We start from the raw sequence: 19,720 nt of genomic DNA on the forward strand, positions 1-19,720 counted from the left end.
CTCTGCAGCCGTCGAGCGCAGCCGCGGAGCCGACAGGCCCCCGGCAGGTGCTCCTCCGGGATCCCGACGGGCGCCCCGTGCAGCACACCCTCGTCATCGCACCGCAGGAGTCTCTGGTGCTCTCGCCGGGCGCCGCCGCTTTCGCACTTGTGAGCGATCAGGACGGTGATGAGCATCACCGCATCCGCGTCGCCGTCGCGACCAGGAGCGGAGCCGTCGAGATCGTTCAGGACGAGCGCCCCGTCTCCCCGCGCATCCGATCGTTCTCGGACGGATTCCTCTGGATAAGGCGGAACGACGCGGGTCGGCCCTGGCAGGCGGTCTGGTGGCATCGCAGCCTGACGACTCCCCACGTGCTGCTCGAAGAGCCCGATCAGGCTCGGAGGCTCGATCTGCGCAGCGTCGCCGGGGCGATCGCCGTACTCGCATCGAGAGGGGCGCGCGACTCCCGGTACTGGGTGCTGACCGGAGAGGAGAGCAGTCCCCCGACGTGCCGTCGCCTCGACCTCGGCACGGAGAACGCGGAGGTCTCCGCCTGCAGGGGCGGCCTCGCGGTCCTGTATCGACGGCACGGAGTCGTCCGGATGACCGGCTCGACGCGTCCTCTCGAGGTTCCCGTTCCGAAGGCCCTTCAGGCGGAGCACCTGCAGGAGGCCCAGGGTGAGCTCTTCGTACTCGGTCGGTCGTCCGGCAGGAGAGCGGTGTGGCTGCCCGGCGGCGGGGCAGACGCGCTCTGGCTCGCGCCGGCGGCCGGGACCCTTGTTCCCGCCGTCGATCCGATCACCCGCCACCCGATCATGCTCGTCTCCTCCCCTGCTCACCGCGCCCACTGCGTCACCCCTGTGCCGGGTAAGGCACTCGCCACCGAGGTCACAGAACGGATGAAGGTCACGTCACTCACTGCGCCGAGCCGGGACGGCACCCTCGTCCCGCTCACCCTGATGACTCCTGACGGCGCCGACAGCTGTCCCGTCGTCGTCCACGTCTACGGCGCCTACGGCATCAGCCTCGAGGGGCCGTTCGATCCCTTCACGGACGACCTCCTCGCGCGCGGAGCCGCGATCGCCTACTGCCATGTCCGCGGGGGCGGAGAGAACGGCCCGGAGTGGCATCGGCAGGCGACCGGCCTCGGCCGCGAGCGCCCGATCGAGGACCTCCTCGCCTGCCTGGCGTTGCTTCGTGAGCTTCCAGGGATCGACTCGCACCGGCTCCTTCTCACCGCGGCGAGCGCGGGCGCGCTGGTCGCTGCGACGGTCTGCCTCCGTCGCCCCGCAGAACTCCGTGGCCTCCACCTCGTGCATCCCTTCCTCGATCCCGTCGGCGCGCTCGATGATCGCTCCGCAGCCGCGGCGGCGTCCGACCGTGAGGAGTTCGGTGACCCTGACTGGATCCTCGCGAGCGGGCTCTCTCCACTCGCGACGATCGCCACAATGGTGGGGCGGAGCCGACCGCTTCCGCGCGCGTGGATTCGAGCCGGTCTCCGCGATGCCCGAGTCGACGCGTCGGCGATCGCGGAATTCGCAAGCGCCTACCGGGCAGTGGCTGAGCGCGACGATCCCGCGCACGTCGTCCTCCGTGCGACCTCGGGCGGTCACCTCAGCGGACTGACGCCCGAGGAGTCCCACCAGGAGAACGTCCTCGCTCACGCCTGGACGCTCGACCTCCTCGGCCTGGCCTGACCCGTCGAGCGCAAGGACGAGGGCGATCGTTCCGGCGGGAGCCGATCTCGTCCAGGCGAGAACTGCCCGACGCCGTCACCGGCCGGCACCCGACACCCCGCCCGCCGAGCTCTGCGGCACCGGTCCGCACCGCCACAGAGAGAACCCGGTGACCGCGGAGGCGTGCTCCCCCGACTCCGTCCCCGCCGGCCCCCACTCCTGCAGCTCGGTGCACCCGTCAGCCACCACGGCCTTCCGCACCGACTCGGTCGGCGGAGCGGAGTTCTTCAGCACCAGCAGAGGCGTGCGTCCTGCCGCGATCATCCGGGTGACGTCCTGCTCGGTGAAGACCCGCGCCTGGCCGGAGTAGCCGCCGTCGGTGAGCACGCTCGCGCCGGTCGCCGTGATGATCGGCGCCGAGATCGCCCAGGAGTCGGTGAGGAACAGGGGCGCGCCGTCCACCCCGCCGCCGGCGGCACGAGCGGCGGCGACCAGGCCGGTCTCGTCGACGGTCATCGAGTCGTGCCCGCCGACCGCGTCCGGCGATGAGACCGCGAACGGAGCCGAGGTCTCGGCCCGCTGCGGGAAGCGCAGGCCGACGAGCGCGTCGCCGCCCGACCCGTCGAGGGATGCGTCGAGCACCTGCAGGCTGAACGCGACCGGCCCGGCCAGGATCACGACCGCTGCCGCGAGCGCGACGGGACGACGGCGGGCCGCTTCCCTCCGGCTCCCGACCGCTCGCTCCACCGCACCGCCCCTCCGTCGCCGCGCCGCCACCGCGACCACGACGAGCCCTGCTCCGGCGAGCGCCGCGAACGGCAGGCCCAGCACCGCGGGCAGCTGCCCGCCCACGGCGAGCACCGCGCTCCACGCCGTCTGCGCGACGAGGAGGAGCGGCAGCACCAGCCGCGCGACGACCCGGGTCGACGCGAGCAGCCGCACCGCTTCCGCCCAGCCCAGCGCCGCGAGGAGCGCCAGCTGCACTCCGATCGCCGCGACGTAGGCGGTGTGCGGCACCGTCGCCACCGAGAGCACCGCCGCCGCCGTCGCCAGCCACACCACGGTCAGGACCAGGAGGGCGAACGGACCGCGGGTGCTCCCCCGCCGCGGCCGCCAGCGCACCGCCCCCAGGATCAGCCCCGCGAGCGCCGCGGGGTACAGCCAGCCCACCTGGGTCGCGTACTGCGCGAGCAGAAGCTTCACCGGCGACGATCCCGCCGCTCCGCCCATCGCCGCGACGTGGGCGGACGCGACGACGGCGCCGGGCACCGCTCCCGGGATCAGCCGGTCGAGCCCGTTGAACCCGAACACCATCGCGAAGACGTCGTTCCCCGTCGACCCGTCGATGTAGGGCCGGTCCCCTGCCGGCACCGCCTGCATCGCGACCATCCACGCCACCGAGGCGCCCACCACGACGGCCAGGAGCCCGCCCGCCCAGGCGAGGGCTCGGCGCCACCCGCGCACCCCGACGAGAGTCGCCACCACGAGCGCCGGCAGGACGAACCAGGCCTGCATCATCTTCGCCTGGAAGCCGATCCCGATGGACAGCCCGGTCATCAGCAGCGGCCACCACCGCTCCGTCAGCACCGCGCGCTGCCACCACACCAGCGCCACGGCGAGTGCCGCCGTGAGCAGCCCGTCCTCCATCGGGTGCCCGAACATCGACACGAGGATCGGCGTGCTCGCCGCCGCTGCCGCCGCGACCAGCCCGAGCCCCCGGCCGCCCCACCGGAGCCCGACGACCGAGCACGCCGCGACCGTGATCAGCCCCTCGATCAGCTGCGGCAGCGCGATCGACGACGTCGACATGCCGAACAGCCGGATGCTCAGCGCCTGCGGCACCGCGAACCCCGCCAGCTTGTCCAGCGTCACCGTGGCGGCGGGATCGAAGGCTCCGAACGCCAGCGCGTGCCACGACTCCGACATCGACCGTGCCGCCGCCTCGTAGAAGACGGCGTCTCCGCCCCGGGCGAGATTCCAGCCGGTGAGGGCCGTCGAACCGCACAGGATCGCGAGGAGGGTGAGCCGCGCCCACCAGGGTTCGCGCCACCAGCGGGCGAGCGGAGCGGAGTGGGTCACGTCCACCGACGCTAGGGAGCCGGCCTGCCGCCGCCCTTGCGGGCGGTCGGGGAGACGCCGTGCATGCCGCTCCGGCCTCTCAGTCCGGACGCCGCCGGCACGGCCGACGACCAGGAAGGGTGCCGCGCCGCCCCGGTCACCCTCTAGGGTGCGGACATGCCCCGCTCCATGGCCGACCTCTCCTTCCGCCGCGCCCAGTGGGAGCAGCGCTACGCACCGCACGTGGCTCCCGTGAACCGCTGGGTCGACGAGCTGCGGAACCCCTACGGACGCGGCTGGCTGCCCTACGTCGCGCCCCTGCACGGCGGAGTGGAGGCGCGCGTCCTCAGCGTCCTCCGCGATCCCGGCCCCGCCACTCAGGACGGCATCGGAAGCGGCTTCCTCTGCACCGAGAACGACGACCCGACGGCGGAGCTCATGGCCGGGCTGATGGACGAGGTGGGCCTCGCCCCCGCCGACCTGCTGCCGTGGAACGCCTACCCCTGGTACATCAACCGGGCCCCGAACGCCGAGCAGCTCGACGCCGGCGTCGAGACCGTCCTGCATCTGCTCGCGCTCGCCCCCGACGTCGAGGTGGTCCTCCTGCAGGGCGGCGACGCCGATCACGGCTGGCGGCGCCTCCTCAGGCGGCACCCGGCGATCGAGCGCGAGCGCGGCCTCACGGTGATCCGCACCTTCCATCCGTCGCGACAGGCGCTCTGGGCACGGGATCCCGCCGAGCGGGAGGCGCGCTCCGCTCGACGTCGCGTGGCTTTCGCCGAGGTCGCCGCAGCGCTCCGGTGAGCGGCCCGCAGCGTCACGACGAGGCCCGGAAACGACGGAAGCCCTGACGACGACCATTGGTCTCATCAGGGCTTTCCGTCGGGCTGACAGGATTTGAACCTGCGACCCCTTGACCCCCAGTCAAGTGCGCTACCAAGCTGCGCCACAGCCCGTGGCAGACCGGGCCGAGGCCCGGGCAACTCGACTACCTTAGCGGATGCCGACGCCGGAAGTGAAAACGAGCGGGCCCCGTAGACTCGCTGGGCGGAACGCGTCGGCACGGGTCGACGCGCCGTCGGCAGCTCGGGAGGCGTCAGCAGTGGATGCGCGGCAGAAGCGATCACAGGTGGCCCTGCACCGGGCGATCGTCGAACTCGCGACCGGCCGCGACGTCGCCACCCTCACCGTCTCCGAGATCACCGATCTCGCCGGCGTGAACCGCTCCACCTTCTACGCCCACGCCTCGTCCGCCGCGGAGCTGCTCTGCGCCGCCCTGCAGGACGAGCTCGACGCGATCCGGGAGGGCTACCTCCAGCAGCTCCGGAGCGGTGCCGCGACCGACGCGAGCATCCGCGAGGGCACCTCCCGCGTCCTCGGCCACCTGGACGGCCACCGCGACCTCTACCTCCGCGCCTTCGACGCCCCCGGCGGGGACTCGGGCCTCCGCGCGATGCTGGCAGGGCACTTCCGCACCGCCGTCTCCGCGACGCTCGACACGGGGATCCTCGACGTCCCGGCCGCGGACGCACCGCTCGGCTTCCTCGAGGACGCGACGGCCTCGTTCCTCGCGGCGGGCTCCGTCGGCCTGATGGAGCAGTGGCTCCGTCTGCCCGCGCCCCGCGATCCCGGCAGCTACCTCGCCGCCTACCGACGGCTCCTGCCGCCGTGGTGGCCCTTCGCCACCGGCGACTGACCGGCCTCCCGGCCCTGCCGACGCCCGCTCGGAGAGACGACCGCCCGGTTCGAGGGAGGCCGCTGGGCCTTCGGCAGCACCGCGCCGCCCGTCATTCCCGCTCGCGACGAGGCCGACCCGCTCGATCGAGCCGCATCGGAGTGGCATCCGCCCCTCGACTCGACGACCGCTCCTCCCGGAGACGCGGACGGCCCGCGGGAGGAGCTCCCACGGGCCGGACACGGTGCGGCTGCGCTCAGCGCGCGCGCTTCTCGCGGACGCGCATGTTGACGTTCACCGGCGACCCCTGGAAGCCGTAGATCTCGCGCAGGCGGCGCGCGATGTAGCGGCGGTAGCCCGGGTCGAGGAACCCGGTCGTGAAGAGGACGAATGTCGGCGGGCGCGACGAGGCCTGCGTGCCGAAGAGCACGCGGGGCTGCTTGCCTCCGCGGAGGGGGTGCGGGTGCGCCGCGGTGAGCTCGGCGAGGAACGCGTTGAACTTGCCCGTCGGGATGCGCGTGTCCCACGACTCGAGGGCGAGCTCGAGCGCCGGCACGAGCTTCTCGAGGTGTCGGCCGGTGCGGGCCGAGATGTTGACGCGGGGCGCCCACGCCACGTGGGCGAGGTCGGTCTCGATCTCGCGCTCGAGGTAGCGGCGGCGCTCGTCGTCGAGGAGGTCCCACTTGTTGAAGGCGAGCACGAGCGCCCGGCCCGACTCCAGCACCAGGTCGATGATGCGGACGTCCTGCTCCGAGATCGGCTGCGAGACGTCGAGGACGACGACGGCGACCTCCGCCTTCTCGAGCGCGGTCGAGGTGCGCAGCGACGCGTAGAAGTCGGCGCCCTGCTGGAGGTGCACGCGGCGGCGGATGCCCGCGGTGTCGACGAAGCGCCAGACCTTGCCGGCGATCTCGACCTGCTCGTCGACCGGGTCGCGGGTGGTGCCGGCGAGCTCGTTGACGACGACCCGCTCCTCCCCCGCCGCCTTGTTGAGCAGGCTGGACTTGCCGACGTTCGGGCGGCCGAGGATCGCGACGCGGCGCGGTCCGCCGACCTCGCGCTTGGCGACGGCCGACTCCAGAGGGAGCTTCTCGAGCACCGCGTCGAGCAGGTCGGCGACGCCGCGGCCGTGGACCGCCGAGACGGGGCGGGGCTCGCCCAGGCCGAGCGACCACAGCGAGGCGGCGTTCGGCTCCTGGCGGGCGTCGTCCACCTTGTTGGCGGCGAGGAAGACCGGCTTCTTCGTCTTGCGCAGCAGCTTCACGACGTGCTCGTCGGTCGCGGTCGCGCCGACGTTCGCGTCGACGACGAAGATGACGGCGTCGGCGAGGTCGATGGCGATCTCGGCCTGCATGGCGACGGAGGCGTCGATGCCGCGGGCGTCGGGCTCCCAGCCGCCGGTGTCGACGATGGTGAACGCCCTGTCGATCCACTCCGCCTTGTAGGACACGCGGTCGCGCGTGACGCCCGGGGTGTCCTCGACGACGGCCTCGCGGCGGCCGAGGATGCGGTTCACCAGCGCGGACTTGCCGACGTTGGGGCGGCCCACGATCGCCACGACCGGGAGGGCGGGGAGGTAGCGGACCTCGTCCGAGTCCTCCCCGGCGAACTCGAGGAGGTCGAGGTCCTCCTCGTCGAGGTCGTAGTCCTCGAGTCCGCTCCGGAGCGCCTGCGCGCGTGAGGAGGCGAGCTGCTCGTCGAGGTCGCCGAGGCGCTCGACGAGGTCGTCGTCTCCGAAGTTCAGCTCGTCGTCACCGACGTGCGTATCCTGTGCCATGACCGGCCCTTGCTCTCGAAGTTCGGACCTCGGCGACGACCGCGTCGACGGTCTGCTCGAAGTCGAGATGAGTGGAGTCGAGAAGAGTGACTCCTTCTGCGGCGTTCATGAAGTCGACCACCTGCGAGTCGGCGCGGTCCCTCGACCGCAGCGCCTGACCCGTCGCCTCGGCGGATTCCGTGGTGACCTCGCGCGAACGCCTTGCCATTCTAGCCTCTTCGCTCGCCGTCAGCAGGATCCGGACCGGAGCGGTCGGTGCGACGACCGTCGTGATGTCGCGGCCCTCGACGATGATGCCCTCCCGGCGCGTCTCGCCGATGATCCTCCGGAACAGCAGGGTGATCCTCCGACGGACCTCGGGGACCTTCGCCACGGCCGAGACCCGCGCGGTCACCCGGGGCTCGCGGATGGCGGCGGTCACCTCGGTCGGACCGACCCACACCGAGTACGACTCGGGGTCGGTGCCGATGGAGTAGTCGAAGCCGTCGAGCGCGTCGACGATCGCGTCCTGGTCCTCGAAGTCGAGGCCGCGGTCGAGCCCGTGCCAGGCGAGCGCGCGGTAGGCCGCTCCCGTGTCGAGGAACTCGAAGTCGAGGCGGCGGGCGGCAGCCCTCGACACGCTGGACTTGCCGCTGCCGGCCGGGCCGTCGATGGCGACCACGACGGCCTCGCCGAAGTCGCCCTGCTCGGCGGCCTCGGAGCGCGCCTCGCGCTCGGGAGCCGCGCCCCCGTCCTCCGGGATGCTCTGCTGTGCCCGGCGGGCGGGCGTCATCCTGTTCAGGCCGCCCTCCTGCCTGTTCTGCTCGGTGCTCATCCGGCGATCCTCCAGCCGCGTATGGTCAGTTCTTCGGTCAGCGGCGCGACCGCTTCGGGCACCACCGAGATCTCGGCGAGACCCACTCGGCGCCCCTGCGCGTGCTCGAGGCGCACGTCCTCGAGGTTGACGCCCGCCTCGCCGATCTCGACCAGGAGTCGCGCGAGGGTTCCGGGAGAGTCGTCGACGAGGACGATCAGGGTCGAGAAGCGCTGGTCCTGGCCGTGCTTGCCGGGCAGGCGCGCCACTCCGGCGTTGCCCGCGGCCAGGTGCTCGGCGAGCACGCGGCGCGAGCCGGGCGCCTCGAGGTCGCGGAGAGCGTCGGCGACCGCGGCGACGTCGTCGCGGAAGGCGTCGAGCACCGCGACGACGTGCTCGCGGTTCGCGGCCAGGATCTGCATCCAGAGCTCGGGGGCCGAGGCCGCCAGGCGCGAGACGTCGCGGACGCCCTGCCCGGCGAGGCGGAGCGCCGCGTTCGGGGCGTCGAGGAGGCGCTGGCCGAGCAGTGACGAGATCACCTGCGGGGCGTGCGAGACGAGGCCGACCGAGAGGTCGTGCTCCTCCGGGTCCATCTCGACGATGGTGCCGCCGAGGTCGAGAGCGAGGCCCTCCACCCGCGCGAGCGCGTCGGGCGCGGTCTCGCCGTCGCGGCAGATCACCCAGGGCCGACCGACGAAGAGGTCCCCCCGCGCGGCGACCGGTCCGCCGCGCTCGCGGCCGGCCATCGGGTGCGAGCCGATGTAGCGGGCGAGGTCGACGCCGCGGGAGCGCAGCTCGCGCAGCGGCTGGGTCTTGACGCTCGCCACGTCGGTGACGACGGCTCCGGGGTGCGCCGCGAGCTCGCGCTCGACGACGCTCGCGGTGACGTCAGGGGGGACGCAGACGACGACGACGGAGGGCCGGTCGTCGGCGGAGGCGGCGCGGCCGGCCCCGTAGTCGATGGCGAGGGAGAGGCTCGCGGGCGAGGCGTCGTCGAGGACGACGTCGATCCCGCGGGAGGCGAGGCCGAGGCCGATGGAGGCGCCGAGTAGTCCGGAGCCGACCACCCGCACCGTCCCGGTCGTCCGCATCGCGGGCGGCGCGGGGTGCAGGAGCTCGTTCACCCCGACAGCCTAGCGATCGGCGCGGCGCTGCTTGTCGGCGCCGGACCGGCGCGGAGGACCGTCGCTCCGCCCGCCGCCGGCGGAGGAGCCGCCGCGATCGGACGACCGTCCCGCCGAGCCGCCGCGGTCGGACGACCGTCCGGACGATCCGCCGCGATCCGAGGATCGCCCGGCCGAGCCGCGCTCCGCCGGGGCGACGCGCTCGCCGCTGTCAGGCCGGGGCCGCCGCGCACCCGCGCTCACCTTCTTCGAGGGGACCGCGGGAGCGGCCGCCACCGCCTCGCCGCCCTGCCGCGCGATCGTGAGCAGCGCGCCCAGCTCCTCCCGGGTCAGGTCGCGCAGATCGCCCGAGCGCAGGGTGCCCAGGTGCAGCGGCCCGAACTGGCGCCGGACGAGCTCGATCACCGGGTGGCCGACCGCCGCCATCATCCGGCGGACGACCCGGTTGCGACCGGAGTGCAGGGTGATCTCGACGAGCGAGGCGTTCGAGCGGCCCTCCGGCCGGCCGAGGAGACGCGCCTTGTCGGCGGCCACCGGTCCGTCGTCGAGCTCGATCCCGGTGGTCAGCGTCGCGATCGTCTGCGGGAGCACCTGCCCGTGCACCTTCGCGATGTAGGTCTTCGTCACTCCGAACGACGGGTGCGCGAGGACGTGGGCGAGCTCGCCGTCGTTGGTCAGCACCAGCAGGCCCGAGGTCTCGGCGTCGAGGCGCCCGACGTTGAACAGCCGCTCCTCGAAGTTCTTCGTGTAGAGGCTGAGGTCGGTGCGTCCGTTCTCGTCCGCCAGCGAGCTGACGACGCCGATCGGCTTGTTGAGCATGACGTAGCGGCGCGAGGTGTCCAGCTGCACCGCGACCCCGTCGACCTCGATCCGGTCGGTCGCCGGATCGATGCGGCGGCCGAGCTCGTCCGCCACCTCGCCGTTGACGCGGATCCGCCGCGCCACGATCATCTCCTCGACCACTCGTCGGGAGGCGACCCCCGCTGCCGCGAGGACCTTCTGCAGTCGTTCGCCGTCGGGGCCGCTGTCAGGCGCGCTCATCGAATCCGTCTCTTCCGTCGCTCAGTAGGGGGGAGATCTTCGGCAGCTCGTCGAGCGAGGTGAGGCCGAGGTGCACGAGCAGCTGCTCGGTGGTGCCGTAGAGGACCGCGCCCGTCTCGGGGTCGTGGCCGACCTCCGCGATGAGGCCGCGGCCGAGGAGGGTGCGCGCGACGGAGTCGACGTTGACCGCGCGGATCTGCGCGACCTGACCGCGCGAGACCGGCTGCTTGTAGGCGATCACGGCGAGCGTCTCGAGCGCCGCCTGCGAGAGCCGCGTCGGGTTCTGCGTCAGGACGAAGTCCTTGACCACCGGGTCGTACTCGCGGCGCACGTAGATCCGCCAGCCGGCACCGACCTCGCGCAGCTCGAAGCCCCGGCGGATCGCCCCGTAGGCGCCGTCGTAGTCGGCGACCAGGCGCTCGATCGACTGGCGGACCACGGCGATCGGCCTCGACAGCGCGGTCGCGAGGGAGGCGAGCGGCTGCGGCTCGTCCGCGACCATCAGGATCGCCTCGATCGCCCGGTCGATCTCGAACGCGACGGTCCCGGGGCCGGCGTCAGGAGTCATAGTCGGCTCCGAGCGCGGCGAGGCTCGCATCGCTCCACTGCTCGGCGACCCAGCGCAGCGTGAGCTCGCCGAGCGGCTCCGGCTGGTCGAACGAGATCGCGGCGTGCCGGTAGAGCTCGAGCACGGCCAGGAAGCGCGCGACGATCACGCCTTTCTCGTCGGCGTCCGCGATCAGCTCGCCGAAGGTGGCCCTCCCGCGGGCGCGCAGCATCGCCACGACGTGGGCGGCCTGCTCCCGGATGCTGATCTGCGGGGCGTGCAGGTGGTCCAGGCCCACCGTCGGCAGCTCGCGCGGAGCGAGGGCGACGGTCGCGAGGGCGGCGAAGTCGGCGGGCGACAGGGTCCAGACGAGCTCCGGCTTCGCGGACCGGTACTCCTCCTCCAGAGGCACGTCGCGCACGTGGCGGGCGGTCTCGATCGCGATCCGCTCGGCGAACCACGACGACACCTGCTTGAAGGCCCGGTACTGCAGGAGCCGGGCGAACAGCAGGTCTCGCGCCTCCAGCAGCGCCGCGTCCTCCGCGTCCACGAGCTCGCCCTGGGGCAGGAGTCCGGCGATCTTCAGGTCGAGGAGCGTCGCGGCGACGACGAGGAACTCCGACGCGCGGTCCAGCCCCTCGAGCGAGTCGATCCCGTGCAGGTACGAGAGGAACTCGTCCGTCACGGCGCTCAGCGCGATCTCGGTGATGTCGACCTGCTGCTTCGCGATGAGGCTCAGCAGGAGGTCGAACGGACCCTCGAAGTTGGTCAGCGCGAGGTGGAACCCGGTGGGAGCGGCGCGCTCCTCGAGGAGGACCTCAGGCGACCGCGCCACGCGAGATCAGCTCCCTGGCGAGCTTGCGGTACGCCTTCGCGGCGTTGTGCTCGGGCGCGAACTGGGTGATCGGGACGCCGGACACGCTGGCGTCCGGGAACTTCACCGTGCGGCCGATCACCGTCTCGAGCACGCTGTCGCCGAAGGCGTCGACCACCCGGTCGAGCACCTCCCGCGAGTGCAGGGTGCGGGAGTCGTACATCGTGGGCAGGATGCCGTCGAGCTCGATCACCGGGTTGAGCCGGTCGCGGACCTTGTCGATCGTCTCGATCAGCAGGGCGACGCCGCGCAGCGCGAAGAACTCGCACTCGAGCGGGATGAGGACGCCGTGGCTCGCGGTGAGCGCGTTGACCGTGAGCAGGCCCAGCGAGGGCTGGCAGTCGATCAGGATGACGTCGTAGTCCGCGCTCACCTTGCGGAGCACCCGGGCGAGGATCTGCTCGCGCGCGACCTCGTTGACGAGGTGGACCTCGGCGGCGGAGAGGTCGATGTTGGCCGGGATGACGTCCAGGCCCGGCACGCGGGTCCTCCGGATCGCCTCGGCCGGGTCCTTCACGGTGCCGAGGAGCAGGTCGTAGATCGTGATGGCGTCGTAGGTCGTGACCCCGAGGCCGGCCGAGAGGGCGCCCTGCGGGTCGAAGTCGATGGCCAGCACGCGTCGGCCGTACTCGGCGAGGGTCGCGCCCAGGTTGATGGTCGTCGTCGTCTTGCCGACGCCGCCCTTCTGGTTGCAGAGGGAGATGATCCGAGCGGGGCCGTGACCGGTGAGCTCCACCGGCAGCGGGAAGTCGCGCAGGGGGCGGCCGGTCGGGCCGAGCGTCGGGGCTTCGAGACCGGTGAGCTCGGCCTTGTCGTCCGTCTTGCGTGTCACCTGCGTCGTCCTCGCTTCCGTGGCGGCGTGCGCTCCCGCGCGGCCTCCGACGAGTGTACCGGCGCCCCGCTCCCCGGCCGCCGCGCCCCGCCGCGCGGGGCCGCGGCTCTAGCGCCGCGCTCGCGGGTGCGCGGACGTGTAGACGTCCCGGAGCGTGTCCGCCGTCACCAGCGTGTAGATCTGCGTCGTCGCCACCGAGGCGTGCCCGAGGAGCTCCTGCACCACGCGGACGTCGGCACCGCCCGCGAGCAGGTGGGTCGCGAACGAGTGCCGGAAGGTGTGCGGCGAGATCTCCCGGTCCAGCCCGGCCTTCTCGGCGACGGCGCGGATGACCAGCCAGGCGCTCTGCCGCGACAGGCGGCTCCCGCGGACCCCCAGGAAGAGCGCCGGCGTCGCGCGTCCCCTCCGCGAGAGCTCGGGCCGCGCACGCACGAGGTACTCGTCGACCGCCTCGCGGGCGAAGCGGCCGAGCGGCACCATCCGCTGCTTGGACCCCTTGCCCGTCAGCCGCACCACCTCCGCGGCGACCACGTCGTCGACGTTCAGGTCCACCGCCTCCGAGATGCGCGCGCCCGTCGCGTAGAGCAGCTCCAGCAGGGCCCGGTCCCGCAGGTCCGCGAGCTCCTCGCCGCGCGCCGCGTCGAGCAGTGCCGCCATCTGCTCGACCGTGACCGCCTTCGGCAGGGTCATCGGGACCTTCGGCGGCATCACGTCCCGGGCAACGTCGTCCGCGACGACCCCCTCCTCGAGGGCGAAGCGGTGCAGCCCTCGGACGCTCGAGAGGATCCGTGCGCGCGAGCTCGCCGCGAGCGGCCGCTCCGGGCGTGCGGCCAGCCAGGAGGAGAACTCCCCCACGTCGACCCGTCCGAGCTGCGCCAGATCGACGGTCCCGCGCTCCTCGAGCCAGCCGAGGTAGAGCTCCAGGTCGCGCCGGTAGGCCGCGAGCGTGTGCGCCGAGAGCCCGCGCTCCACGCTCGCCTGCCGGAGGTACGCCTCGGCGCAGGCGCGGGGGCTCACCCCCGGGGGTGGCGGACCCGCGGGTGGCGCGTCCACGGCGAGGACGCGTCGCCCAGCCCGTCCCAGTCGCGCGAGCGGAACGCGTGCGCCGCGAGCACCGCGATCGTCAGCGAGGGGTTCTGCACCCGGCGGGCGAGGACCGCCTCGACCGCCTCGTCCAGCGGCACCCACCGCAGCTCCATGTCCGCCTCCTCCGCCTCGCGGTCGAAGGCGGAGCCGGTGGACGAGAGCCCGCGGGCCAGGTAGATCCGGATGACCTCGTCGCTGCCGCCCGGCGAGGTGGCGAACTCCGAGAGCAGGTCCCAGCGCTCGGCCTGCAGGTCCGTCTCCTCGCCCAGCTCCCGCTGAGCGGCGACCAGGGGATCCTCGCCCTCGACGTCGAGCAGGCCGGCCGGGATCTCCCACTCGCGGGTGCGGACAGGGTGCCGGTACTGCTTGATCAGGGCGACGCGGTCCTCGTCGTCGAGGGCCAGCACGGCGACGGCTCCCGTGTGATCGAGGAACTCCCGGCGCAGCTCGCCGCCGCCGTAGCGGAACGTCTCGGCGCGGACGCCCCAGACCATCCCGTCGAAGACGCGCTCACTGGTCAGGACCTCCGGCTCGACGAGCTCGTCCGACAGCGGCTCACTCATCGGCGCCCGCCTCCGATGCCGGGAAGAGGCGCGAGGCCTCCTGGCGCTCGAGGGCGGCGGTCACGAGGCCGCGGAAGAGCGGGTGCGCGGCGTTCGGGCGCGAGCGGAGCTCCGGGTGCGCCTGCGTGCCCACGTAGTAGGGGTGCTTCTCGCGGGGCAGCTCGACGTACTCCACGAGGTGGCCGTCGGGCGAGAGGCCCGAGAACCAGAGCCCCGCCTCGGCGATCCGGTCGCGGTAGCGGTTGTTGACCTCGTAGCGGTGACGGTGGCGCTCGGCAGCCTCAGGTGCGCCGTACACCTCGGCGACGATCGAGCCCTCGGCGAGCTCGGCCGTGTAGAGGCCGAGGCGCATCGTGCCGCCCATGTCCCCGGACGCGAGGATCTCGACCTGCTCGGCCATCGTCGCGATGACGGGGAACTCCGTCTCCGGGTCGAACTCCGACGACGAGGCCCCCTCGAGGCCGGCCTCGTTGCGGGCGTACTCGATGACCATGCACTGCAGGCCGAGGCAGAGCCCGAGGGTCGGTATCCCGTTCTCCCGCGCGAAGCGCAGCGCGCCGAGCTTGCCCTCGATGCCGCGGATGCCGAAGCCGCCGGGCACGCAGATGCCGTCGAGCTCGGAGAGCGCCTTGGCCGCAGCCTCGGGGTCCTCGAGCCCGTCGGAGGCGATCCAGCGGATGGCGACCTTCGTCTGCTGCGCGAAGCCGCCGGCCCGCAGAGCCTCCGTCACGGAGAGGTAGGCGTCGGGCAGGTCGATGTACTTCCCGACCAGGCCGATGGTGACCTCGTGCTTGGGCTCGTGCACGGCCTCGAGCAGTCGCGACCAGCCGTCCCAGACGACCTCGCCGGCCGGGAGGCCCAGCTGGTCGATGATGTAGGCGTCGAGGCCCTGCTCGTTGAGCATCTGCGGGATCTCGTAGATCGACGCGACGTCCTTGGCGTTGACCACGGCCTGCTCGTCGACGTCGCACATCAGCGCGATCTTGCGCTTGTTCGACTCCGACACGGGCCGGTCGCTCCGCAGCACCAGCGCGTCCGGCTGGATGCCGATCGAGCGCAGCGCCGCGACGGAGTGCTGGGTGGGCTTGGTCTTCTGCTCGCCGGAGGCGCCCATGAAGGGCACCAGCGAGACGTGCACGAAGAAGACGTTGCGGCGGCCGAGCTCGTGGCGGACCTGGCGGGCCGACTCGATGAACGGCTGGCTCTCGATGTCGCCGACGGTGCCGCCGATCTCGGTGATGATGACGTCCGGCTGCGGGTCGTCCTCCGACTGGAGGCGCATGCGCCGCTTGATCTCGTCCGTGATGTGCGGGATGACCTGGACCGTGTCGCCGAGGTACTCGCCGGCGCGCTCCCGCGCGATGACCCGCGAGTAGATCTGGCCGGTCGTGACGTTCGCGGCCTGGTTCAGGTTGATGTCGAGGAAGCGCTCGTAGTGGCCGATGTCGAGATCGGTCTCGGCGCCGTCGTCGGTCACGAAGACCTCGCCGTGCTGGAACGGGTTCATCGTCCCCGGGTCCACGTTGAGGTACGGGTCGAGCTTCTGCATGACGACGCGCAGCCCGCGCGCGGTCAGCAGGTTGCCCAGGCTCGCGGCCGTGAGTCCCTTGCCGAGCGAGGAGACGACACCGCCGGTGACGAAGATGTGCTTCGTGATCTTCGAGGGGGCGTCCTGCCCGGCCGTCGAAGCGTTCCGGGTCGAGGACCTGGAGGAGCCCTCGGGATCCGAGGGAGAAGAAGAGGAAAGGCCCGCGTTCGTAAAGTCCACCACGGGGTTCCACCGTAACAGCAGAACGGCGGCGGCGGACCGTCCGGGACGGATCGATGTCGTCCAGGGCCGCTCGCGATCAGCCCCGCCGACTCGATTCGAGGAGCTCCCGCGCATGAGCGAGAGCGTTGGCGGAGTCGGTGAGCCCCGAGAGCAGGCGCGCCATCTCGGACACCCGCTCCTCGGAGTCGAGCTGCGTCACGGCGCTCGAGGTCACCGCGCCGTCCGAGCCCTTCTCGACGCGGAGGTGGTTCGTGGCGAATGCGGCGACCTGCGCGAGGTGGGTCACCACGATGACCTGCGACGTCTCGGCGAGCCGCGCGAGCCGTCGGCCGATCTCGATCGCCGCCGCTCCGCCGACCCCTGCGTCGACCTCGTCGAAGACGAACGTCGGCACGGGGTCGTTGGCGGCGACCACGACCTCGATCGCGAGCATCACCCGCGAGAGCTCGCCTCCCGAGGCTCCGCGGGCGAGGGGCCGGGGTGCGGCCCCGGTGTGCGGCTGGAGCAGCATCTCGACGGAGTCGCGCCCGTGGATGCTCGGCTCCCCCGCGGCCGTCACCTTCACGTGCAGGCGCGCATCCGCCATGGCCAGCGCGGTGAGCTCGTCGCTGACCCGCTCCCCCAGCTCGGCGGCCGCCGCGGTCCGCAGCTCGGTCAGCCGGGTCGCGAGGCGGTCGACGAGGTCCGCGTCGGCCGCGGTGTCGGCCTCGAGAGCCGCGATCCTCTCGTCGTCGCCGTCGAGCTCGAGCAGGCGGAGTCCGGAGGAGTCCACCAGGTCGAGCACGTCGTCCAGCGTCGGTCCGTAGGTGCGGGCGAGCAGGGACAGCTCCGCCCGACGGTTCTCGATCAGCTCCAGGTCGTGCGCGCCGTCGAGGTCGAGCTCCGCCAGGTAGGAGGAGAGCCCGCCGGCGGCGTCGACGAGGAGCACCGCCGCCTCGCCGAGCGTCTGGACCGTCGGCTGCAGGGCGGCGTCGTGCTCGGCCGCCCGCTCCAGCACGCGCCGCGCCGTCTCGAGGAGCCCGAGCGCGTCCCGCCCGTCCAGCTCCTCGGACGAGATCGCCTCGCGGGCCTCGCCAGCGGCGAGCCGGAGCTGCTCGATGCTCCCGAGCCGGGCGGACTGCGCCGCGAGCTCGACGTCCTCCCCGCGCTGGGGGGCGACCACCTCGATCTCGGCGAGGGCGGAGCGGAGCCGTTCGGCTTCGCGGGCGCGCGTCTCCCGGGCCTCGGTGAGCGAGTCGAGCTCCTCCCGGTTGGCCCGCCAACGCTCGAAGGCGCTCGCGTAGTCGCGGAGGGCGTCGGCGAGACCGGGTCCGCCGAACCGGTCGAGCGCCTCGCGCTGCGCCGCGGCGGAGCGGAGGCGGATCTGGTCCGACTGCCCGTGCACGACGACCAGCTGATCGGCGAGCTCGCTCAGCACGCTGACCGGTGCGCTCCGGCCGCCGACGACGGCTCGCCCGCGTCCCTCCGCCGAGACGGACCGCGCGAGGAGCAGCTCCGGGCCGTCGAGATCGCCGCCGGCGTCGTGGACGCGCTCGGCGACCGGGCCCTCCTCGGGGACCAGCCAGCGCCCCGACACCCAGGCCTGCTTCGCTCCCGAGCGCACCGCGGACGCGTCCGAGCGCGCGCCCAGCACGAGGCCGAGCGCCGTGACCACCATCGTCTTGCCGGCGCCGGTCTCGCCGGTGACCGCGGTGAAGCCCGGTCCGAGCGGGAGCGTCGCCTCGGCGATCACTCCGAGGTCGCGGATCTGCAGCTCTTCGAGCATCGGGCCTTACTCCGTCTCCGCCGACCCCCGCCATCCGCGGATGGGGAGACCGAACTTGTGCACGAGTCGATCGGTGAAGGGGGCGTCGTGCAGGCGTGCGAAGCGCACGGGCACGGGCGAGCGCCGGTAGACGACGCGCGCTCCCGGCGGCAGCTCGTAGGCGCGCCGGCCGTCGGCCCAGAGGACGCCGACGCCGTCGGTCCTCTCCTTGACCTCGACGGCGAGGCTCGACGACGGGCCCACGACGAGGGGCCGCGCGAAGAGGGCATGGGCACTGAGCGGAACGAGGAGCATCGCCTCGACGGTCGGCCACACGACGGGGCCGCCCCCGGAGAAGGCGTAAGCGGTGGAACCGGTCGGAGTGGACACGACGATGCCGTCGCAGCCGAAGCTCGACAGCGGACGTCCGTCGACGCCCACCATGACCTCGAGCATCCGCTCGCGGCTGCCCTTCTCGACGGTCGCCTCGTTGAGCGCCCAGGTCTCGTAGACGACGGCCTCGTCGATCTTGACGCGCACCTGCAGGGTCATCCGCTCCTCGACCGCGTAGTCGCCGTCGAGCGCACGGGCGACGGCGTCGTCGAGATCGTCCCGCTCGCTCTCGGCGAGGAACCCGACGTGGCCGAGGTTCACGCCGAGCAGAGGGGCCGTCCCGGACCGGACGATCTCCGCTGCGCGGAGGATGGTCCCGTCCCCGCCGAGCACGAACACGAGCTCGATGGACTCGAGCGGGACGTCGGACCCGAGCACGGCGACGTCGCTCAGATCCGGAGCGACCGCGACGATGTCGCCCTTGTCGTCGGCGCAGAGGACGGGGTGGGCGCCGGAGTTCCGGAGGCGCTCGACGACGAGGACCGCCGCATCGAGGGAGTCCGTCCGTCCGGTGTGGGCGACGACGAGGATGTTGCGCTCGTCACGAGGGGACTGCATCGAGGGTGTGTCCTTCTGGTCGGTCGACAGCGGCGGACACGATCGCGTCATCCGGTGGTGAGCGCGGTGACCGCGTCCCTCCATTCTGTCGGAATCGTTCCGCGGTCGCGGTGGAGGTGCGCCAGATACTCGCGATTCCCAGCGCCCCCCGGGAGTGGCGACTCGGCCAGCCCGACGACGCCGAGCCCCAGGTCCCACGCCGACCACAGGACGTCCGAGAGGGCCTCGCGACGCAGCTCCGGATCCCGGACGATCCCCTCCCGCACTCCCAAGCGGCCGACCTCGAACTGCGGCTTCACCAGCACCACGAAGTCGGCGAGCGGATCCACGGAGGCGGCGACGGGAGGCAGAACCATCCGCAGGGAGATGAAGGACACGTCGGACACGACCAGGTCCGGGACGATCTCGGTCCTGGCGGCTTCGGCGAGCCGGGCGGCGGTGAGATCCCGCGCATTGAACCCCTCCACCACGTGGACGCGATCGTCGGACCGGATCCGGGGAGCGAGCTGCGCGTGCCCGACGTCGAGGGCGATCACCGAGGCGGCGCCGCGCTCGAGCAGGACCTGCGAGAACCCGCCCGTCGACGCCCCGACGTCGAGAGCGTTCCGGCCGGCGACTCGCACCGTCGCGAAGGTGTCGAGGGCGGCGAGCAGCTTGTGGGCGGCCCGGCTGACGTAGTGGTCGAGGCCGGCGACCGCGACGTCCTGATCGTCGCGGACGCGGATCGAGGGCTTCAGTGCAGGGACGCCGTCCACCGTCACCAGACCGTCGGCGATCATCCGAGCGGCATGGGTGCGGGACCGGGCGATGCCCCGTTCGGCGAGAGCCGAGTCGAGTCGCGAGTCGTCGGTCATCGGTCGCGGTCGGCGTTCTCGAGTCGGATGCGCAGCTGCTCCTGCAGCTGGACGTATCCGGCTGCCCTCTTGTCGAGCGCAGTCTGCTCGATCCGGAGGAGCTCGTCTGACAGGACGTGTTCCTCCACGACGTCGAAGCCGTTCTGGAGCGGCCTCGATTCCGTAGAGGACGTCGGGTCGTGCTGAGTCATCGCTGCTCCTCGTTCCGGAGTCGGGCGACGACGGTCATCGTCGCTCCGGCCGGCCCTGTTCGTCCTCGAACAGAGACCGACCGGTTAAACAGCGATGGCCACCCATTTCTGGGTGGCCATCGTGAATGGTGTCCGGCGGTGTCCTACTCTCCCACAGGGTCCCCCCTGCAGTACCATCGGC

General features: G+C 72.6%; 17 protein-coding genes, 1 tRNA gene and 1 pseudogene. 3 read left to right on the forward strand and 16 right to left on the reverse strand.

What is annotated here, in order from left to right; genetic code table 11:
- Nucleotides 1–77: 77 nt before the first annotated feature.
- Entirely contained in the window at nucleotides 78–1,679 is a 1,602-nt protein-coding gene (locus tag C5C71_RS11200) for a prolyl oligopeptidase family serine peptidase (protein ID WP_146084457.1), read from the forward strand.
- Between the two features lie 75 nt (nucleotides 1,680–1,754).
- On the opposite strand, the gene C5C71_RS11205 is transcribed toward C5C71_RS11200, so the two are convergent.
- Nucleotides 1,755–3,737, reverse strand: a complete 1,983-nt coding sequence (locus tag C5C71_RS11205; protein ID WP_104337702.1) for a glycosyltransferase family 39 protein — start codon at nucleotides 3,735–3,737, stop codon at nucleotides 1,755–1,757.
- A 156-nt stretch (nucleotides 3,738–3,893) separates the two neighbouring features.
- Between C5C71_RS11205 and C5C71_RS17945 the strand changes: the two genes are divergently transcribed.
- Nucleotides 3,894–4,520: a uracil-DNA glycosylase gene (locus C5C71_RS17945; protein ID WP_104273319.1), complete on the forward strand. Its 627-nt coding sequence runs from the start codon at nucleotides 3,894–3,896 to the stop codon at nucleotides 4,518–4,520.
- 78 nt (nucleotides 4,521–4,598) lie between these two features.
- Here the strand turns inward: C5C71_RS17945 and C5C71_RS11215 are convergent.
- A tRNA-Pro gene (locus C5C71_RS11215) sits at nucleotides 4,599–4,672 on the reverse strand.
- A gap of 173 nt (nucleotides 4,673–4,845) precedes the next feature.
- Between C5C71_RS11215 and C5C71_RS11220 the strand changes: the two genes are divergently transcribed.
- Nucleotides 4,846–5,412 carry a TetR/AcrR family transcriptional regulator gene (locus C5C71_RS11220; protein ID WP_104225419.1) on the forward strand — a complete coding sequence of 189 codons (567 nt, stop codon included), beginning with the start codon at nucleotides 4,846–4,848 and terminating at the stop codon, nucleotides 5,410–5,412.
- 235 nt (nucleotides 5,413–5,647) lie between these two features.
- Here the strand turns inward: C5C71_RS11220 and der are convergent, their stop codons facing one another.
- The 14 genes and pseudogenes from der to C5C71_RS11290 form a co-directional block, all read right to left on the reverse strand.
- Nucleotides 5,648–7,168 (reverse strand): ribosome biogenesis GTPase Der, encoded by a 1,521-nt coding sequence (der, locus tag C5C71_RS11225; protein WP_104222506.1) that lies wholly within the window; start codon nucleotides 7,166–7,168, stop codon nucleotides 5,648–5,650.
- Complete coding sequence (cmk, locus tag C5C71_RS11230; protein WP_258063687.1) at nucleotides 7,143–7,982, reverse strand: (d)CMP kinase; 840 nt, start codon at nucleotides 7,980–7,982, stop codon at nucleotides 7,143–7,145. The genes der and cmk overlap by 26 nt, the downstream gene beginning before the upstream one ends.
- On the reverse strand, nucleotides 7,979–9,052 hold the full coding sequence (locus C5C71_RS11235; RefSeq protein WP_104222605.1) for a prephenate dehydrogenase: 1,074 nt from the start codon (nucleotides 9,050–9,052) through the stop codon (nucleotides 7,979–7,981). The genes cmk and C5C71_RS11235 overlap by 4 nt, the downstream gene beginning before the upstream one ends.
- A 315-nt stretch (nucleotides 9,053–9,367) precedes the next feature.
- Nucleotides 9,368–10,126, reverse strand: a pseudogene (locus C5C71_RS11240) (pseudouridine synthase); the annotation flags it as partial.
- Nucleotides 10,113–10,694, reverse strand: a complete 582-nt coding sequence (scpB, locus tag C5C71_RS11245; protein ID WP_104337704.1) for an SMC-Scp complex subunit ScpB — start codon at nucleotides 10,692–10,694, stop codon at nucleotides 10,113–10,115. The gene scpB and the pseudogene C5C71_RS11240, both read right to left, overlap by 14 nt.
- The gene (locus C5C71_RS11250) at nucleotides 10,684–11,508 is read right to left on the reverse strand and encodes a ScpA family protein (RefSeq protein WP_104267431.1); all 825 of its coding nucleotides are present in this window, start codon (nucleotides 11,506–11,508) and stop codon (nucleotides 10,684–10,686) included. Before C5C71_RS11250 ends, scpB begins: the two co-directional genes overlap by 11 nt.
- The gene (locus C5C71_RS11255; RefSeq protein ID WP_104222502.1) at nucleotides 11,492–12,379 is read right to left on the reverse strand and encodes a ParA family protein; all 888 of its coding nucleotides are present in this window, start codon (nucleotides 12,377–12,379) and stop codon (nucleotides 11,492–11,494) included. The genes C5C71_RS11250 and C5C71_RS11255 overlap by 17 nt, the downstream gene beginning before the upstream one ends.
- A gap of 108 nt (nucleotides 12,380–12,487) precedes the next feature.
- The gene (gene xerD / locus C5C71_RS11260; protein WP_104225422.1) at nucleotides 12,488–13,396 is read right to left on the reverse strand and encodes a site-specific tyrosine recombinase XerD; all 909 of its coding nucleotides are present in this window, start codon (nucleotides 13,394–13,396) and stop codon (nucleotides 12,488–12,490) included.
- The gene (locus C5C71_RS11265) at nucleotides 13,393–14,028 is read right to left on the reverse strand and encodes an NUDIX hydrolase (protein WP_104233392.1); all 636 of its coding nucleotides are present in this window, start codon (nucleotides 14,026–14,028) and stop codon (nucleotides 13,393–13,395) included. Before C5C71_RS11265 ends, xerD begins: the two co-directional genes overlap by 4 nt.
- On the reverse strand, nucleotides 14,021–15,685 hold the full coding sequence (locus tag C5C71_RS11270) for a CTP synthase (RefSeq protein ID WP_104222604.1): 1,665 nt from the start codon (nucleotides 15,683–15,685) through the stop codon (nucleotides 14,021–14,023). Before C5C71_RS11270 ends, C5C71_RS11265 begins: the two co-directional genes overlap by 8 nt.
- 190 nt (nucleotides 15,686–15,875) lie before the next feature.
- Nucleotides 15,876–17,564, reverse strand: coding sequence for a DNA repair protein RecN (recN, locus tag C5C71_RS11275; protein WP_104222499.1), 1,689 nt, complete (start codon nucleotides 17,562–17,564; stop codon nucleotides 15,876–15,878).
- Between the two features lie 6 nt (nucleotides 17,565–17,570).
- Nucleotides 17,571–18,494, reverse strand: coding sequence for an NAD kinase (locus tag C5C71_RS11280; RefSeq protein ID WP_104222498.1), 924 nt, complete (start codon nucleotides 18,492–18,494; stop codon nucleotides 17,571–17,573).
- A gap of 47 nt (nucleotides 18,495–18,541) precedes the next feature.
- On the reverse strand, nucleotides 18,542–19,348 hold the full coding sequence (locus C5C71_RS11285) for a TlyA family RNA methyltransferase (RefSeq protein WP_104250717.1): 807 nt from the start codon (nucleotides 19,346–19,348) through the stop codon (nucleotides 18,542–18,544).
- Entirely contained in the window at nucleotides 19,345–19,539 is a 195-nt protein-coding gene (locus C5C71_RS11290) for a hypothetical protein (protein ID WP_104337705.1), read from the reverse strand. Before C5C71_RS11290 ends, C5C71_RS11285 begins: the two co-directional genes overlap by 4 nt.
- Between the last annotated feature and the right edge of the window lie 181 nt (nucleotides 19,540–19,720).

It is taken from the genome of Rathayibacter sp. AY1C1 (genome assembly GCF_002932105.1).
Taxonomy (GTDB): Bacteria; Actinomycetota; Actinomycetes; order Actinomycetales; family Microbacteriaceae; genus Rathayibacter.

Excerpts from the sequence above, each read along its gene's own strand:
- C5C71_RS17945 (WP_104273319.1), top strand. The coding sequence starts at position 3,894 with ATGCCCCGCTCCATGGCCGACCTCTCCTTCCGCCGCGCCCAGTGGGAG.
- der (WP_104222506.1), bottom strand. The coding sequence starts at position 7,168 with ATGGCACAGGATACGCACGTCGGTGACGACGAGCTGAACTTCGGAGAC.
- cmk (WP_258063687.1), bottom strand. The coding sequence starts at position 7,982 with ATGAGCACCGAGCAGAACAGGCAGGAGGGCGGCCTGAACAGGATGACG.
- C5C71_RS11235 (WP_104222605.1), bottom strand. The coding sequence starts at position 9,052 with ATGCGGACGACCGGGACGGTGCGGGTGGTCGGCTCCGGACTACTCGGC.
- scpB (WP_104337704.1), bottom strand. The coding sequence starts at position 10,694 with ATGACTCCTGACGCCGGCCCCGGGACCGTCGCGTTCGAGATCGACCGG.
- C5C71_RS11265 (WP_104233392.1), bottom strand. The coding sequence starts at position 14,028 with ATGAGTGAGCCGCTGTCGGACGAGCTCGTCGAGCCGGAGGTCCTGACC.
- recN (WP_104222499.1), bottom strand. The coding sequence starts at position 17,564 with ATGCTCGAAGAGCTGCAGATCCGCGACCTCGGAGTGATCGCCGAGGCG.
- C5C71_RS11280 (WP_104222498.1), bottom strand. The coding sequence starts at position 18,494 with ATGCAGTCCCCTCGTGACGAGCGCAACATCCTCGTCGTCGCCCACACC.
- C5C71_RS11285 (WP_104250717.1), bottom strand. The coding sequence starts at position 19,348 with ATGACCGACGACTCGCGACTCGACTCGGCTCTCGCCGAACGGGGCATC.
- C5C71_RS11290 (WP_104337705.1), bottom strand. The coding sequence starts at position 19,539 with ATGACTCAGCACGACCCGACGTCCTCTACGGAATCGAGGCCGCTCCAG.